The sequence below is a fragment of the Paenibacillus sp. VMFN-D1 genome (assembly GCF_003386155.1).
GTDB lineage: Bacteria > Bacillota > Bacilli > Paenibacillales > Paenibacillaceae > Paenibacillus_AQ > Paenibacillus_AQ favisporus.
Window position 1 is genome coordinate 93,996 of sequence record NZ_QRDU01000001.1, and the last position, 15,303, is coordinate 109,298.

Annotated in this window: 14 protein-coding genes; 7 read left to right on the forward strand and 7 right to left on the reverse strand. The window is 56.0% G+C overall.

What is annotated here, in order from left to right; translation table 11 throughout:
• Positions 1 to 16: 16 nt before the first annotated feature.
• Positions 17 to 913, reverse strand: a complete 897-nt coding sequence (locus C7820_RS00485) for an AraC family transcriptional regulator (RefSeq protein WP_116229397.1) — start codon at positions 911 to 913, stop codon at positions 17 to 19.
• A 173-nt stretch (positions 914 to 1,086) separates the two neighbouring features.
• On the opposite strand from C7820_RS00485, the gene C7820_RS00490 reads away from it, so the two are divergent.
• The 4 genes from C7820_RS00490 to C7820_RS00505 all read left to right on the forward strand — a co-directional run bounded on the left by C7820_RS00490 (position 1,087) and on the right by C7820_RS00505 (position 6,158).
• Positions 1,087 to 2,265 carry a galactokinase gene (locus C7820_RS00490; protein WP_116229398.1) on the forward strand — a complete coding sequence of 393 codons (1,179 nt, stop codon included), beginning with the start codon at positions 1,087 to 1,089 and terminating at the stop codon, positions 2,263 to 2,265.
• A 1-nt stretch (position 2,266) separates the two neighbouring features.
• On the forward strand, positions 2,267 to 3,256 hold the full coding sequence (galE, locus tag C7820_RS00495; protein WP_116229399.1) for a UDP-glucose 4-epimerase GalE: 990 nt from the start codon (positions 2,267 to 2,269) through the stop codon (positions 3,254 to 3,256).
• A 12-nt stretch (positions 3,257 to 3,268) separates the two neighbouring features.
• Positions 3,269 to 4,858, forward strand: a complete 1,590-nt coding sequence (locus C7820_RS00500; protein WP_116229400.1) for a UDP-glucose--hexose-1-phosphate uridylyltransferase — start codon at positions 3,269 to 3,271, stop codon at positions 4,856 to 4,858.
• A gap of 136 nt (positions 4,859 to 4,994) precedes the next feature.
• Entirely contained in the window at positions 4,995 to 6,158 is a 1,164-nt protein-coding gene (locus C7820_RS00505; RefSeq protein ID WP_116229401.1) for an iron-containing alcohol dehydrogenase, read from the forward strand.
• A gap of 170 nt (positions 6,159 to 6,328) precedes the next feature.
• On the opposite strand, the gene C7820_RS00510 is transcribed toward C7820_RS00505, so the two are convergent.
• From C7820_RS00510 to C7820_RS00525, 4 genes are all read right to left on the reverse strand, one after another.
• Positions 6,329 to 7,564 (reverse strand): MFS transporter, encoded by a 1,236-nt coding sequence (locus C7820_RS00510; protein ID WP_116229402.1) that lies wholly within the window; start codon positions 7,562 to 7,564, stop codon positions 6,329 to 6,331.
• A gap of 100 nt (positions 7,565 to 7,664) precedes the next feature.
• Positions 7,665 to 8,546 (reverse strand): helix-turn-helix transcriptional regulator, encoded by an 882-nt coding sequence (locus C7820_RS00515; RefSeq protein WP_116229403.1) that lies wholly within the window; start codon positions 8,544 to 8,546, stop codon positions 7,665 to 7,667.
• A 170-nt stretch (positions 8,547 to 8,716) separates the two neighbouring features.
• On the reverse strand, positions 8,717 to 8,884 hold the full coding sequence (locus tag C7820_RS33365; protein ID WP_181908914.1) for a hypothetical protein: 168 nt from the start codon (positions 8,882 to 8,884) through the stop codon (positions 8,717 to 8,719).
• Between the two features lie 289 nt (positions 8,885 to 9,173).
• The gene (locus C7820_RS00525; RefSeq protein ID WP_116229405.1) at positions 9,174 to 10,019 is read right to left on the reverse strand and encodes an SDR family NAD(P)-dependent oxidoreductase; all 846 of its coding nucleotides are present in this window, start codon (positions 10,017 to 10,019) and stop codon (positions 9,174 to 9,176) included.
• Positions 10,020 to 10,190: 171 nt separating this feature from the next.
• Between C7820_RS00525 and C7820_RS00530 the strand changes: the two genes are divergently transcribed.
• The 3 genes from C7820_RS00530 (at position 10,191) to C7820_RS00540 (ending at position 12,828) form a co-directional block, all read left to right on the forward strand.
• Positions 10,191 to 10,610, forward strand: coding sequence for a MerR family transcriptional regulator (locus C7820_RS00530; RefSeq protein ID WP_116229406.1), 420 nt, complete (start codon positions 10,191 to 10,193; stop codon positions 10,608 to 10,610).
• A gap of 140 nt (positions 10,611 to 10,750) precedes the next feature.
• A complete protein-coding gene (locus C7820_RS00535; RefSeq protein WP_116229407.1) occupies positions 10,751 to 11,287 on the forward strand; it encodes an NfeD family membrane protein in 537 nt (178 codons plus the stop codon).
• Positions 11,287 to 12,828 carry a flotillin lipid rafts scaffold protein FloT gene (locus C7820_RS00540; RefSeq protein WP_251677329.1) on the forward strand — a complete coding sequence of 514 codons (1,542 nt, stop codon included), beginning with the start codon at positions 11,287 to 11,289 and terminating at the stop codon, positions 12,826 to 12,828. The genes C7820_RS00535 and C7820_RS00540 overlap by 1 nt, the downstream gene beginning before the upstream one ends.
• 187 nt (positions 12,829 to 13,015) lie before the next feature.
• On the opposite strand, the gene C7820_RS00545 is transcribed toward C7820_RS00540, so the two are convergent.
• A complete protein-coding gene (locus C7820_RS00545; RefSeq protein WP_116229408.1) occupies positions 13,016 to 13,783 on the reverse strand; it encodes a sulfite exporter TauE/SafE family protein in 768 nt (255 codons plus the stop codon).
• On the reverse strand, positions 13,780 to 15,252 hold the full coding sequence (locus C7820_RS00550) for a carboxylesterase/lipase family protein (RefSeq protein WP_116229409.1): 1,473 nt from the start codon (positions 15,250 to 15,252) through the stop codon (positions 13,780 to 13,782). The genes C7820_RS00545 and C7820_RS00550 overlap by 4 nt, the downstream gene beginning before the upstream one ends.
• Positions 15,253 to 15,303 lie beyond the last annotated feature (51 nt).

The window sequence follows — 15,303 nt, forward strand, 5'->3', positions numbered from 1 at the left end:
ATTGTGTGCCTGGCGCTTAGGATCCGCGCTGCGAGTCCGGCCGGGAGGAAGCGACAAGGTCCGGAGCCGTTACGACGGCGCGGTACGCCGTCGGGGACTGCCCGCACAGCCGCTTGAATTGGCGGGAAAAATACAGGGCGTCCGTCAGCCCGACGGAGGCGGCCACCTGCTCGATCGACAGCTCCGGCCGTTCGCGCAGCAGCTGGCGCGACTTATCAATGCGGAGCTTAAGCAAATAGGTCACCGGCGAGCAGCCGGTTTCCTTCTTGAAAATCCGCGAAAGATAGGCCCGGTTATAACCGAGGCTGTCGCACATTTGCTCAATGGAGACCGGATGGGCGTACTGTGCAGACATGTAGTGGATCATCTGCTTGACGGTCCGCTGCACCTGCGATTCCGTTCCCGTCAGCCGGGAATGGCTGGACAGGATATGCTGCGCTTCCGAGAAGATCAGGTACAGATAGCCGAGCGACGCCAGATCGGCGCTTTCCTGCTTCGTATAGAACGCCTCCTGCATCCGTTCAATAGAGCCGGGGATCATGGTGTCCCCGTCGGTAAAGAGCACCGGATGCAGCGGGTCGAAGCCGGCGTTCGCCAGGAGCCCCTGCGCCTCCCTGCCGGAGAAGGCGGTCCAGCGGTAGCGCCAAGGCTCGCCGGCGTCGGAGGCGTAGCTGACCAGCTGGCCGGGATGAATGAGAAAGCAGCTCCCTTGTCCGAGCTCATAGGTGCGCTGCTCGGTTCGGAACGTCCCTTTTCCCTCTTCTACATAATGAAGCAGATAGTAATCGTAAATTTTTGGCCCGACGGCATGCACGGGCCTGGTCTGGCTCTCCCCCGCAAACAGCACGTGCAGCGGGCCGTCGTCATGATAGACGGGGTTTGAAGCAACGGAGTAGGTCTCCTGCGGAATCATGGATTCATCGATCCTTTCACAAACATCAAAATAAATGCGGTCCTTCTTACACCATTATATTCTCCAAGGTCACATAAATCCATATCCAGTCAACATAATTGCATTAACGCGGACAGGAAGTCCTTTTATAATGAAAGAGCAGAACCATAAGGAAAGGATGGGTGCATATCCCTATGACATCGGAAACTTTATTACAGCAATTCATGACAAAATACGGTGACAGCAGCGAGGAAGTACGTGTGTTTCATGCTCCGGGCCGGGTTAACCTGATCGGGGAGCATATCGATTATAACGGAGGTTACGTTCTTCCCGCGGCGCTGGAGTTCGGCACGACGCTGCTCATTCGGGAGCGCGGGGACGATGTGATTCAGCTGGCCTCCACAAATTTGCCTTACGAATACAAACTAGCCGTCAAGGAAATCGGCAGCCACAAAACGGGCGAGTGGGTGGATTATGCCGTCGGCGTCATGGTCGAGAACGCGAATATCGGCTGTCCGGTTACGAAAGGCTATGACATCCTTTACCACGGCGATATTCCGAACGGCGCCGGATTGTCTTCTTCCGCCTCGATCGAAGTAGTCACTTCGTATGCACTTCAGTCGATGGAAGGGGGCAGTACGGATACGGTGCAGATTGCGCTCCTGTCGCAAAAGGCCGAGAACCAGTACGTCGGCGTCAACTGCGGCATCATGGACCAGTTTGCCGTCGCGAACGGGAAGAAGGACCACGCGATCCTGCTCATGTGCGACACGCTGGAATACAAGCATGTTCCGTTCCAGACCGGGGTCTACAAGCTGGTGATCAGCAATACGAACAAGCGCAGAGGCCTGGTAGATTCGGCTTACAACGAACGCCGCTCGCAGTGCGAAACCGCCTTGGCCCAGCTGCAGGTGAAGATGCCTTCGCTTCAGTATTTGGCCGGCCTGACACCCGATCAGTTCGAATCGCTGAAGGAAGCTATCGCCGATGAGACAGTCATAAGACGTGCCCGGCACGTAGTCGAAGAAAACCAGCGCGTGCTGGATTCCGTGGAAGCATTGAAGCAGAACGATTTGCATACCTTCGGACAGCTGATGAACGCTTCGCACGCATCGCTGCGTGACCTGTACGAAGTCAGCTGCGAAGAGCTGGACGTTATGGTCGAAGAAGCGCAGCGGATCGAAGGCACGCTGGGCTCGCGGATGACCGGAGCCGGCTTTGGCGGCTGCACCGTGTCGCTCGTTCATGAAGATGCGGTGGAACGGTTCATTCAGCAGGTAGGCGAAGCGTACCAGGCGAGAACAGGCCTCAAGGCCGATTTCTATGTGTGCAGCGCAGGCGACGGAGTCAAAGAACTGAAGGGGGATCACTAACATGGCTATTCTCGTAACGGGTGGAGCAGGATATATCGGGTCGCATACGGTAGCGGCTCTTCTGGAGCGCGGCGAGGAGGTTGTCGTGCTGGACAATTTGCAAACGGGGCACCGAGGGGCGCTGCTCGGCGGCAAGCTGTACGAAGGGGATCTGCGGGACAAGGAGCTGCTGGCGAAGCTGTTCGCCGAGAACGAGATCGATGCGGTGATCCATTTCGCGGCGAATTCCCTCGTGGGCGAAAGCATGCAGAAGCCGGTGAAGTACTATGATAACAACGTCTACGGCACGCTCTGCCTGCTGGAAGCGATGGACGCGGCGAACGTGCGCCGGATCGTTTTTTCCTCCACAGCGGCGACTTACGGTGAACCGGAACGGGTGCCGATTGTCGAGAGCGACCGTACGCAGCCGACGAACGTGTACGGGGAGACCAAATTGATGATGGAGCGTATGATGTCCTGGTTCGACCAGGTGCTCGGCATCAAATACGTAGCCTTGCGTTATTTCAATGCGGCAGGGGCCCATGACAGCGGCAAAATCGGCGAGGACCACCGTCCTGAAAGCCATCTCATTCCGCTGGTGCTGCAAACCGCGCTGAAGCAGCGCGAGAGCATCGCCGTCTTCGGCGACGACTATCCGACGGCGGACGGATCCTGCGTCAGAGACTACATCCACGTGAGCGACCTGGCTGACGCGCACTTGCGGGCGGTCGATTATTTGCGCAAGGGCGAGACCAGCAACGTGTTTAACCTGGGGATCGGGGAAGGCTTCTCCGTAAAGGAAGTGATCGAGACGGCCAAGAAGGTCACTGGGCTGGACATTCCGGTGGTCGTGCAGGCCCGCCGTGCCGGCGATCCCGCTGTGCTCGTTGCATCTTCTGAAAAAGCCCGCACCGTGCTCGGATGGAACCCTTCGCGCACCAAGCTGGAGGACATTATCGAGAGCGCCTGGAGCTGGCATCAAAGCCATCCTGACGGATATGGCAAAGAATAAGGGGGAAGCGCATTGAATTCACAAACCGACACCACGAATCCCTTGAAAGAGCAAGCCTTGCAGGCGATCGACCGCCTCGTGCGTTTCGCCTTGGATCACCGGCTCATTCAGGCTGAAGACGCCGACTACAGCCGCAACCTGCTGCTGGATCTGTTCGGCGCAAGCGAGCCTTCTCTGAGCGAAGCTGAGCCGGAGGCCGCGGACAGTCCGCAGCCGATGATCGACACGCTGCTGGATTACGCGTTTGAGATCGGACTGATGCCCGAGAACACCGATACCTACCGCGACCTGCTCGACGCCAAAATTATGGGCCTGCTCATGGCGCGGCCTTCGGAAGTGATTGCGGAGTTTGAGCGCTCGGCACGGGAACAGGGAATCGAAGCGGCGACCGACCGGTTCTACCGGCTGTCGATCGACTCGAACTACATCCGGATGGACCGGGTCAGCAAAAACGTATACTGGACGTACCCGTCGGAATACGGCGACATCGAAATGACCATCAACTTGTCCAAGCCGGAGAAAAGTCCGAAGGAAATCGCCATTGCCAAGCTGCTGCCGCCGCCGGTCTACCCCAAATGCCAGCTGTGCCGTGAGAACGTCGGTTATGCCGGCCGGGTCAACCATCCCGCACGCCAAAACCTGCGGATCATTCCGCTTGAGATGAACAACGAAAACTGGTTCTTCCAGTATTCGCCTTATGTGTACTACAACGAGCACTGCATCGTGTTCCACCACGATCACGTGCCGATGAAGCTGACGAAGGACAGCCTGCGCCGCCTGCTCGCTTTTGTAGACGTCTTCCCGCATTATTTTATCGGCTCGAATGCCGATCTGCCGATCGTGGGCGGGTCCATTCTAACCCACGACCACTTCCAGGGCGGGCGCCATACGTTCCCGATCCAGAACGCGCCGAAGGAAGCATCCTTCGCTCACCCGCAGTTCCCGGGCGTCACGGTCAGCATCGTCAAGTGGCCGATGTCTGTGCTGCGGCTTGCGTCGGCGGACAGTGCCGTCCTGCTGGAATGCGCCGATTCCATCTACGAAGCCTGGAAGCAGTACAGCGATCCGGAAGCCGAAATTTATGCTTATTCGGAACAGAACGGGGAGCAGGTGCCGCATAACACGGTGACCCCGATCGTCCATCGGACGCCGGACGGCGCTTACGAAATGGACTTGGTGCTGCGCAACAACCGGACCAGCGAGGAGCATCCGGCGGGGATTTTCCATCCGCATGCCGAAATGCACCATATCAAGAAGGAAAACATCGGTCTCATTGAGGTGATGGGCCTGGCGATTCTGCCGGGACGGCTGAAGGAAGAGCTGGATCAGGTCGCGGATATTCTGTCCGGAAACCGCGGGCTGTATGAAGCGCTGCTTCAGGACGACAACCATCCGCTCCAGGTTCACAAACCGTGGATCACCCGCCTAGTGGAAGAACAGGGCATGGAGCGGGACAAAACTGCTGCCGAGGAATGGGTCCGCGAGGAGGTTGGACGCATTTTCGTGGAAATTTTGGGCCATGCCGGCGTCTACAAACGGACGGAAGCCGGGCAGCAGGCGTTCCGCCGCTTCCTTGCTGCGATGGGTTATACCGAGGCGTAATATGTTATCTTCGGGGGATGCGCCCCTTCATTACAAACCGCTTATTCCCTGCATGGGATGGGCGGTTTGTTTCTTCTGCGGCCGGAGGGTTATAATATTTAGGGCAACTCATTACATCATGGAGGCGAATCCGTCAATGAAAGCATTTGAATTTCATAACCCGACCAAGCTGATTTTCGGCCAAGGTCAGCTGGATAAATTAAAAACCGAAGTTCCGAAATACGGGAAAAAGGTGCTGCTGGTCTACGGCGGCGGAAGCATCAAGCGCTCCGGCCTGTATGACAATGTGCTTGCGCTGCTCAAGGAAATCGGCGCCGAGGTGACCGAACTGGCGGGCGTAGAGCCGAATCCGCGCTTATCGACTGTACATAAAGGGGTGGACCTGTGCCGGACGAACGGCATTGAGCTGATCCTTGCGGTTGGCGGCGGCAGCGTCCTGGACTGCTCCAAGGCGATTGCGGTCGGCGCCAAATACGACGGCGATATGTGGGACTTTGTGGAACGCAAAGCCGCTCCGCAGGCGGCCCTTCCGCTCGGCACGGTGCTGACGATGGCGGCGACGGGCTCGGAAATGAACGGAGGCTCGGTCATTACGAACGAGCAAACGAAAGAAAAGATGGGCTGGGGCAGCCCGTATGCTTTCCCGGCATTTTCCATCCTGGATCCGGTGAACACATACTCCCTGCCGAAAGACCAAACCGTTTACGGCATGGTAGACATGATGTCCCACGTGCTGGAGCATTACTTCCACCAGGAGACCAACACGCCGGTTCAGGACGGATTCTGTGAAACGGTCCTTCGTACCGTCATCGAAACCGCGCCGAAGCTGATTAACGATCTGGAAAACTACGAGTACCGTTCTACGATCATGTACTGCGGCACGATGGCGCTGAATGGTGTGCTGAACATGGGCATGTCCGGCGACTGGGCGACCCACAACATTGAACACGCCGTATCCGCCGTGTATGACATTCCGCACGGCGGCGGTTTGGCCATCCTGTTCCCGAACTGGATGAAATATAACCTGAGCGTGGATCCAGGCCGCTTCAAGCGCCTTGCCGTCAACGTGTTTAACGTGGATCCGGCCGGCAAGAGCGACGAGCAGGTCGGGGAAGAGGGCATTCAGGCGCTTCGCGATTTCTGGAGCTCCATCGGTGCGCCGGCCCGTCTTGCCGATTACGACATCGACGACAGCCAGATCGAAGTGATGGCTGAGAAGTCGGTCCGCTTCGGTCCGTTTGGCAACTTCCGCAAGTTGAACAAGGAAGACGTCATCGAAATTTACAAAATGTCGCTGTAAGGCGTAAGCGCGATCGGGGGCAGGAACTTTCCTTCCTCTCACAAACATAGCTAAGGGGCTTTCCCAAAGGTCGATCCGACCTGGGAGAGCCCCTTTTGCCGTTCTGCTGCTTTTCCTGCGTTGAAAATACGGGTTGATGTTGCCCAGCCTTAGCTTACTGAACTTAAGGCTTACTTTATGCCTCCTGATCCTGCTTGAGCCTCTCGGCCTTCCATAAGGTCGATCTCATGATGGCCCAGTTTCTTTCGGGAGCGTGCCAGCATCACTGAGCCCAGGAGGGCCGTCAGAACGGCAATCATGACCATAGGGCTGTATCGGTTGACCTGATAGAGAGTAGTGCTTGCAATAGGGGCGATAATGGCGGAAATCCCCTGCATGGCTGCAACCATGCCGGCAACGCCTCCTTGCTGTTCATGACTTACCGACAGAGAAGCGCCTGCCATAAATCCGGTCATCATAAGCCCAGCTCCTAAACCAAACACCAAAAACGCCAAATAGAAAAAAGGAAGCTGAATGGCAAAAAGGAATAGGAACATGCTTGCGACGAGAATCAAAGATCCGAGCAGGATCATCGCCCGTGGTCCCCATTTCAGCCATTTGGACTGAACGACTTGTGAGATGAGCATAGCCAGGCCCGTAAACATGAGCCCGAAGGAAACGACCCCTGCCAACCGGTCCGACGGGAGACCGAGCTGATCCTGCAAATAAAAACCACCGACGACCTGAATCGTGACGAGCCCGATCATTGTCACCAACGCTGCAAGTAAATAGAGCCGTAAACCGGGTTGGAACGGACTGACTTTGACGGCCCCTTCCCGTTTTGCCGGCTTCGCTGCAGGCATCAGCAGCAGAGTGACGGCAAAGGCGACAGCTGCCACCGCGATGCCGAAATATAAAGGCCACAATAAACCAATGATGGTGAAGATGCCGGCAACGGCCGGCCCCAGAACAAGCCCAAGCCCATTCGCAGCGCTGATGATCGCCATACCGCTTCCTCTATTTTTCCCCTCAGTCACATCGCCGATATAAGCCTGTGAGGAGGACAGGATGGCCGGAATGAAGAGGCCGACCAGGCTGCGGGCCCCGATCATAAGAGACAGCAGCAGCCCGCCGCTAATCCAGTGGTGGAGACCGGCATAAAACACGGCCGTCAACAATAAAGTACTGATGCACATGCCGATAAACCCGATCAGTATAACCGGTTTCCGTCCTTTCGCGTCACTGATATTCCCCCATACCGGAGCCATGACGGCCATCATGACCGATCCGCTGGAAATCAGGATTCCGGAGTAAATTTCCTTGAGCCCTAATTCCCGTATTAGTGACGGTGTGATTGGAGCAAGAAGCATAAGCCCTAACATCGCTACAAAAACGCTGAAAAAGACGCTTCCCTTGATTTTATTCATTCGCTGCACTCCTTTTCTCAAATGGATCATTTGAGTAGGAGTATAAGCAAAGCGGGCTGAGTGTTCTCCCTCGTTACGGATGGAACTGCGGTCAAACGGATTAAAATTGTTTCTTGACCTCGGAAGGCTTCATGCCGTATCTCCGGAAAAACTGCTCGGAAAAAGCGCTAACGTTGCTGTACCCTACGGTCATCGCAGCCTTGGTCACATTGGCGGCCCGGTTTCGCAAAAGGCTCATCGCATGGTCGAGGCGAATCTGTCTTACATATTCGAACACGGTCAAGCCGAAGCATGCCTTGAATCCCATCTTCAGTTTAAAGTCGTTTAACTCGACCATCTTTGCCAATGCCAACAGCGAAGGAGGGTCTGCCATACACGATTCAAGGATTTGCTTTGCCTGGTGCAATTTTTGGACATCCCCTTTAGACAAACCGCTCGGAATAGGCGTCACAACAAATAGTTGATGCATATGCCGGTTCAGCAGCTCCAATGCAGCTGCTTCCATCATTAGCGGGGATCTGTCGGCATTTTTTAAATCCGAGATTAATTGCATTATCAATATCATGCTTCTCGCATCGGGTTCAACATCAAAAGACCGGAATGTTTGCCCTTGCAGGAGCCGGTTAAAATCCAAATGGTTGTTTGGCGACGCTGCCGATGGATTAGCCGCATAATCGAATAGAGCTACCGGGATAGCCAGTGATAGTGAAGTATACGGCTCTTCAGCCGATGGATAAAACTGGGCTTGAAAGTCCTGAACGAAGGCAAGCGTACCCCGCCCGACCGGAGTTTCGTGTTCCCGGCCCGATACCACTACCTGCCGTTGACCGGACAGAGTGAACTGAAGTTCAACCATGCGCCCTTTTGAGGCAAAACGAAAAGGATACGGCTTGTGATAGTGAACCTCATGGTATACGATTTCGATCCCGCTGTAAGTTGTGACCTTGTATGCTATGCCGGTGCCGACTTCGGATCGAAGCATATAAGAGATTCCGTTGTTTTGGCCGAATAAGGTTTCACCGAAATATCGCTGACAAATGGAAGTCAACGGTTCCACAATCATCACCTCTGACGACGATTATACCGGACGTTTGATTGCGTTTCGAGGGGATCATTCGAATCACGCAATCAGACAGGAATGAACGAGAGCTCTCAATGGTTCACCGGGCGGCTTCGCCGCACCCAATAATAAAGCCGGACCAACCGAATCGTCTCCATCATTCCCTTCAATGCCAGAAGAACGGACATCATCTTCAGCCAAAGGACTACGTCCGGCTGATAAATTTCTGCAATATGCCATACCGGCACGACCTGAGTCATGCTCAATATGAACACATTAAACAAGCCCTGCGAATTCCAGAACGATGTTGGCTATCACTCTGAAAGATTTTGCGGACGAGGCGGAAGGGTCAGGTCTCCACGGTCCAAGGCAGCGCCAGGCGGTTCGAGCGACCGTGTATAATAACCACGCGCTGAGTATGATTATAATTCCGTTAACAAGCAGATATTTCTGCGTAATGCTTAGAAATGATCCACCTGTCGGCTGCCCATTCAGGATGCTGATGACCCCGGTTGCGATGTGGGTCGTCGTGTTATTCCCGTCTCATAATCATTGTGCCCGTGCGGCATACTCGTTTTTGTAAATGCCCTGAACAAGTTCCAGCACTGGTCTGCCGGCTTCGGCATACTTCAACTCCGCTGGCTCGTTGTTCGACAGATATACCCCATTCAGCATCTTGTGCTTGCCGAATGCCGCTTCATACAGAAGCGAAGCGCCCTTTGAAGGAGGACTCATGACCAGCTTCATCGCTAATTTTATATACCAGGGCAGCCCGGAATTTTTTCCTTTCCGCATCGTATTGTTTCCCCCGGGGTCGGCGCTGCGGATCGCCAAACCTTCGGCGGCTGCCAAGGGGGCAACTTCGCGGGTCCACAGCGACAACGCCAGCTTCGTAGAGGCGTAAGGGCCGAACAGCTTCTTGAACGTCTGCGGAGATGCGAGCTCTGCCGGCTCGAAGCGGCGGACCATTTTCATCGTCGAGGACGAGGTGTTGATGATCGTTTTGAAGGAACCTTGCTTTAGCAAATCTTTCAGCTCCATGAAGATGATATAGGGAACTACGGTTTGCAGTTCGAAGTGCATCTCTCGTCCCTGCTTGGAATACGCAAGCTCAGGGAAACTGCCCCCGGCATTGTTAAACAGCACGTCAATTTTGTCTTCCTTGCTCTTGATCTCGTCCAGAGCCCGCTTTAAGGCGGAGAAATCAGCGAGATCGGCTTTATATAGACGAAGCTGCCGGTTGGCGAGAGCTTTCTGAATCAAGGCGTCGTCGCTGGGGAAAGCGGAACGGACCAAGGCAAGAACGGTCCAGCCTTCACCCAGCAGTCTGCGGGTCAGCTCCAGGCCGATGCCATTGTTTGCCCCGGTAATCAGTGCAATTGAGTTGGTTTTCATATGTGCCTCCTAGCAGATGAATAGGTTTTTGTATTTGCGGTAAAGCCACTCTACAACTTGTAGTCGGCTACAAGTCAATCCCTATTTTCGAAAAACCTACCGGACTTGACCTGGAGTCAGCTCCAAGTTGTATGATGGTATGAACAGACCAGAACGAAAGGGAAGAAAGCCATGACTGATGCATATACGATCAAAGAAGCCGCGGAGCATACCGGCATCCCCGAAGAAACGATTCGCTATTACGAACGGATCGGGATTCTGCCGCGCGCAGAACGCAAACCAAACCGCCACCGGGTGTACCGGCCAAAGGATTTGGAGACGATGAAGCTGGTCACCTGCCTGAAGAAGACAGGTATGCCGCTGGAGGAGATGAAGCCGTTTTTGAAATTGTCGGTCGGCGATGACATCAGCGAGCATCCGGAACTGCACGATTTGATTTTGGAGCACCGGGCGAAAATCAGGGAACAGATGGACTCTCTTCAGCAGATCCTGGATTTCATTGATTCTCAGGTGATTGGAATAGCGCCTGAAGCGGAGTGTGGTTTGGCCGACCAGCCGAAACGATTCGGCTTCCTGAGCTTGAAACCGTGAGCCAGCCGGAAGGAAAAGGAGGATTTTGGCGGAAAATTCCCGGAATCCTAACGGAAAAGGAAAATTTTGAAACAATTTAGGCACTTCTAACGTATACCCTTATATAGACAGTCAGGAATTCGCGCAGGGGGGAACGGAGGATGGAAACGCTTTATTGGAGCTGCCTGGCAGGCGGGGTTATTTTTGCGGTGGTCAGCGTGGTGCTCGGCGATATTTTGAGCCATGCGCTGGATGGGCTTCTCGATTTTTTGTCCGTTGACGTGCTGAAGCCGATGGTGATTGCGACGGCGGTGACCGTATTCGGAGGGGCAGGTATTCTGCTGCTGCGTTACACCAATTTGCACCAGGGCTTAAGCGCACTCATTGCTGGAATCGGTGCCGTTGCTATGGCGGGTATCGTCTATGTGGCGTATGTCAGGCCGATGGAGAACAGCGAGAATTCCACGGGATATTCCATCCGCGAGCTCGAAGGCCGCATCGGTGAAGTGACGATTCCCATTCCTCCGGAAGGGTTCGGTGAGGTGATGGTGAGGCTGGGGGCAGGCAACACGCTGCACATCGCCTCCAGTCTGGAGCGCCTTCCGCTGCCCGCCGGAACCCGCGTCGTCGTCGTGGATGTGCTGGACGGCGTCCTGCGCGTGACCGGACTTGAAGAGAGAAAAGGAGATGTGGTTTGATGACAGTGCCTGAATACCTGGTAATACCGCTGATCGTTATAGGGGTAATCGTCGTGCTTGGCTTGGCATTCTGGGCCCGTTACAAAACGGTGGGACCGGATGAAGCCATGATTGTGACGGGATCGTTTCTGGGAAGCAAAAACATATCGGAGGATGAATCCGGACGGAAAATCAAAATCGTTCGGGGCGGAGGGGCTTTTATCCTGCCCGTCTTCCAGCAGTCGGAATTCATATCGCTGCTCTCCCACAAGCTGGATGTGTCTACGCCGGAGGTATACACGGAGCAGGGCGTGCCTGTCATCGCTGACGGCGTGGCCATCATCAAAGTAGGCGGCTCGATTGAGGACGTCGCGACCGCGGCCGAGCAGTTCATTGGCAAGCCGATCGAAGCCCTGAAGGGCGAGGCGCAGGAAGTGCTGGAAGGGCATCTGCGGGCCATTCTCGGTTCGATGACCGTGGAAGAGGTGTACCGGAACCGCGACAAGTTTGCCCAGGAGGTTCAGGGCGTGGCGGCAAGAGATTTGAAAAAAATGGGTCTGCAGATCGTCTCCTTTACGATCAAGGACGTACGCGACAAGCAGGGGTACCTCGATGCGCTCGGCAAGCCGCGGATTGCGGCGGTGAAACGGGACGCGGAGATCGCCGAGGCGGAAGCGATGCGCGATGCGCGAATCCAGAAGGCGAACGCCGAGGAGCAGGGGCAGAAGGCCGAGCTGCTGCGCGATACGAATATCGCCGAAGCGACGAAGGCGAAGGAATTGAAGGTAGCTTCCTTTAAGAAGGAACAGGACACTGCCAAGGCGGAAGCCGACCAGGCGTATCACATACAGGAAGCCCGCGCCAAGCAGACGATGGTCGAAGAGCAGATGAAGGTAGAGCTCGTTCGCAAGGAGCGGGAGATCGACCTGCAGGAGAAGGAAATTCTGGTGCGGCAGAAGCAGTATGATGCCGAAGTGAAGAAAAAAGCGGACGCCGACCGGTATGCAGTCGAAGTCGCGGCCGAAGCCGACAAGGCGAGAAAAATGCTGGAGGCCGAGGCGCTGCAGTACTCCATCGAAACCCAGGCCAAGGCATCGGCTGAGCAAAAGCGGCTGGACGGCCAGGCCATTGCCGACGCAGAACGTGCCAAAGGTACCGCCGAGGCGGAAGTCATCCGCCTGCGGGGTCTTGCGGAAGCCGATGCGAAAGAGAAGCTGGCTGAAGCCTTCCAGAAGTTCGGCGAGGCGGCCATCCTCGATATTATCGTGAAAATGCTGCCGGACCTGGCGGGCAAAATCGCCGAGCCGATCGCTTCCATCGACAAGCTGACGGTGGTGGACACCGGCAAGGGAGAGGGCGCGGCACGCGTGAGCAATTACGTTACGGAGTTGATGTCGACGGCTCCGGAAATGCTCAAGAACGTGTCCGGCATCGACGTGGAGAGCCTCATCCAAGGCTTGACCGGACGGAAAACGCCTCCGGCTGCATCCGCGGCGCCTGCGGCTGCGGCCGCGCAGCAGGATTTGGTTACCCTGGAAGCGGGGGCAACGAAGGAATCATAGAACTCTACGCGGGATAACCGGCGCTTTGCAAGCCGAATGATCGGCATGCGAAGCAGACGACGGGGTATCCCGATCCTCGATCAAACAGTAACAGAATGATAGCTTAAACGGCGGCTCGCTTTGGGTGTTTTTCCAAAGTGAAGTCGCCGTTTTTGTTTTAGGGGTTAATCATAAGCACTGTTTCACATTACAGCAGCAGTATCGCTGCACCCATCATCGGGGTAATGACCATGCATGTTTTCAGCCAACGGACGGGAACGCGCTTCGTAAACTTCGCCCCAACGTAAGAGCCGATCATCGTTCCGCACACCACCGCAATGAGCAGCCGGAAATCCAGGTACCCGATCGTAAAATAGCCTGCTCCGCCAGCCAGCGCGATCGGAATAATGACCATCATCGTCGTTCCAGCCGCATAGCGCATCGGCATGCCAAGCAGCAGCATGAGCCCCAGCTGGATGAACGGCGTGGAACCGATGCCGAACAGGCCGGACAGCATGCCGGTAACGACGCCGATCAGCAGCGCGAATGACCAATACCGCAGCCCCTTGGCGGCAGGCGGAACCTGGCTAACGGACGCACCCGGCCGACGCGAAACGACGGCCATTCGCAGCCACAAAGCGAGCCCCGAGGCGAACAGCATGCCGGAAGTCATCCAGCCCAGTTTATCCTCCGGAATCAGCGTTGACCAGCTGGAGCTGACCCACGCCCCCGCCGCTCCGGCCAAACCGACGACCGCGCCCGACTTCAGCAGCATATTTCCTTCGCGGTAATGGCTGACCGAACCGGAAAGGGACGAGAAGAACATCGCCGCCAGTGCGGTTCCCAGCGCGATATGAATCGGATATCCGAACACAACGGTCAAGATCGAAATGATAAAACCGGAGCCGCCCGCGCCCACGAAGCCCAGGAGCAGACCGAGCAGAATCATAACGGCAGAGATATCGATCAGCTTCATCGGTCCACCCTCCACACCTGATGGGGAACGCCGATTCCAGCCGGTTCCGGCAGGTCATCAGCAACGCGGCTGGTAGTGTCCAGCACCATGATGGCCGGTTTTGTCCCATAGACCGGCCATGCAGGCAGCGCATCGATATTGGGATCCCCGCTTCGTATGAACGCGACCCAGGCTTCCCGCATACTTCTTGCGAGCGGGTATTGCTCGGCGGGTACAGCGTACGGATCGCCGGTTGCAAGGGCAGCTGAAGGCTGCGTTTCCGGATCCCAATGGATAAGGCTGCCCTCATAGCCATGCGTCGCTCCGAGAGCGCTGCCAGCGCGAAGCCGGTACATCCATACCGGCGTTCCTGAGGAAGCGAGGGCCTGTGCGAACTGCAAAGCTCCAATCGTGTACAGATGCTCGGTTAACGTTGTACACCATGCATCAGGCGGGGACATCGCCTCGGCATAATGCTGATAGGCATCCCATACGGCGGGAGCATGGCTTCCAAAAAATCTGTCGAGCAGTTCCATGCCTGGGGACTGGATCGTGGAATCGTCCCGGATGAAGATCGACGCTTCGTTTTCGTTCGTGCCGATCAGAAGCGGCGGCAGGCCGGAACTCGCGGCAATGCCGGCCAAAGGGTCCAAGGGAATGACCCGACCGTCCGCCACCGGGCCGAACATGTGCAGGCTGCGCGATGTATCCGATCCGACGGCGGACTGCGCTGCGATGAGCTGCTCGAACGGAAGCTCCAGCAGCGGGCTTGGATCTGCACCGGACAAGCCCAACTCCTCGAGGATTCGGAGGGTGGTGACGTTGGCGGTGCGCCGATCCCGGATCGCTTGGGTGGCGCCGCTCTGTGCCACGGCCCGGTGGAATAAACCTCGTGCCGCTTCCATCGCATAAAGCGAAGCGGTGCACTTGGCACCGGCGGAATTCCCGATAACAGTCACGCGGGCCGGATCGCCGCCAAAAGCGGAAATGTTACGCTGAACCCACTGCAGCGCGGCCGTAATATCGAGCAGACCGTTGTTTCCCGAGGCTGCATACGCCTCGCCCAGCACCTCGCCCAAGTAGAGGAAGCCTAACGCGCCAAGGCGGTAATTGATCGATACGTAGACGATGCCATCCTCCGCCGCATGCCGCAAACCGTCGCAGTCCGCGCCGGTGCCCGATACGAATCCGCCGCCATGAATATACACCAATACGGGCATCGGTTCCTTTTCACATCCTCGGGTCCACACGTTCAAATACAAACAATCTTCGGACTGGATACGTGTAGTTCCACCTGAAGGATCGGTTTGCTGGGGGGCGAGCGGACCGAAGTGATCGCATTTTCTTACGCCTGGCCATGGTTGCGGAGGCGCCGGAGGCTGGAACCTCCGTTTGCCCGTCGGCGGCGCTGCATAGGGAATGCCCCGAAATACATAGGCCCCTTGTAAAGGTACTCCTGAAATTTTGCCTGACGCGGTTTGTACGATCAAGGTGCTCGTCTCCTGTTCCTATTGATTTGTGAACTATTATAACTTGTTTAT

Excerpts from the sequence above, each read along its gene's own strand:
- C7820_RS00505 (WP_116229401.1), top strand. The coding sequence starts at position 4,995 with ATGAAAGCATTTGAATTTCATAACCCGACCAAGCTGATTTTCGGCCAA.
- C7820_RS00525 (WP_116229405.1), bottom strand. The coding sequence starts at position 10,019 with ATGAAAACCAACTCAATTGCACTGATTACCGGGGCAAACAATGGCATC.
- C7820_RS00490 (WP_116229398.1), top strand. The coding sequence starts at position 1,087 with ATGACATCGGAAACTTTATTACAGCAATTCATGACAAAATACGGTGAC.
- C7820_RS00510 (WP_116229402.1), bottom strand. The coding sequence starts at position 7,564 with ATGAATAAAATCAAGGGAAGCGTCTTTTTCAGCGTTTTTGTAGCGATG.
- galE (WP_116229399.1), top strand. The coding sequence starts at position 2,267 with ATGGCTATTCTCGTAACGGGTGGAGCAGGATATATCGGGTCGCATACG.
- C7820_RS00545 (WP_116229408.1), bottom strand. The coding sequence starts at position 13,783 with ATGAAGCTGATCGATATCTCTGCCGTTATGATTCTGCTCGGTCTGCTC.
- C7820_RS00535 (WP_116229407.1), top strand. The coding sequence starts at position 10,751 with ATGGAAACGCTTTATTGGAGCTGCCTGGCAGGCGGGGTTATTTTTGCG.
- C7820_RS00515 (WP_116229403.1), bottom strand. The coding sequence starts at position 8,546 with ATGCTTCGATCCGAAGTCGGCACCGGCATAGCATACAAGGTCACAACT.
- C7820_RS00540 (WP_251677329.1), top strand. The coding sequence starts at position 11,287 with ATGACAGTGCCTGAATACCTGGTAATACCGCTGATCGTTATAGGGGTA.
- C7820_RS33365 (WP_181908914.1), bottom strand. The coding sequence starts at position 8,884 with ATGACTCAGGTCGTGCCGGTATGGCATATTGCAGAAATTTATCAGCCG.
- C7820_RS00485 (WP_116229397.1), bottom strand. The coding sequence starts at position 913 with ATGATTCCGCAGGAGACCTACTCCGTTGCTTCAAACCCCGTCTATCAT.
- C7820_RS00530 (WP_116229406.1), top strand. The coding sequence starts at position 10,191 with ATGACTGATGCATATACGATCAAAGAAGCCGCGGAGCATACCGGCATC.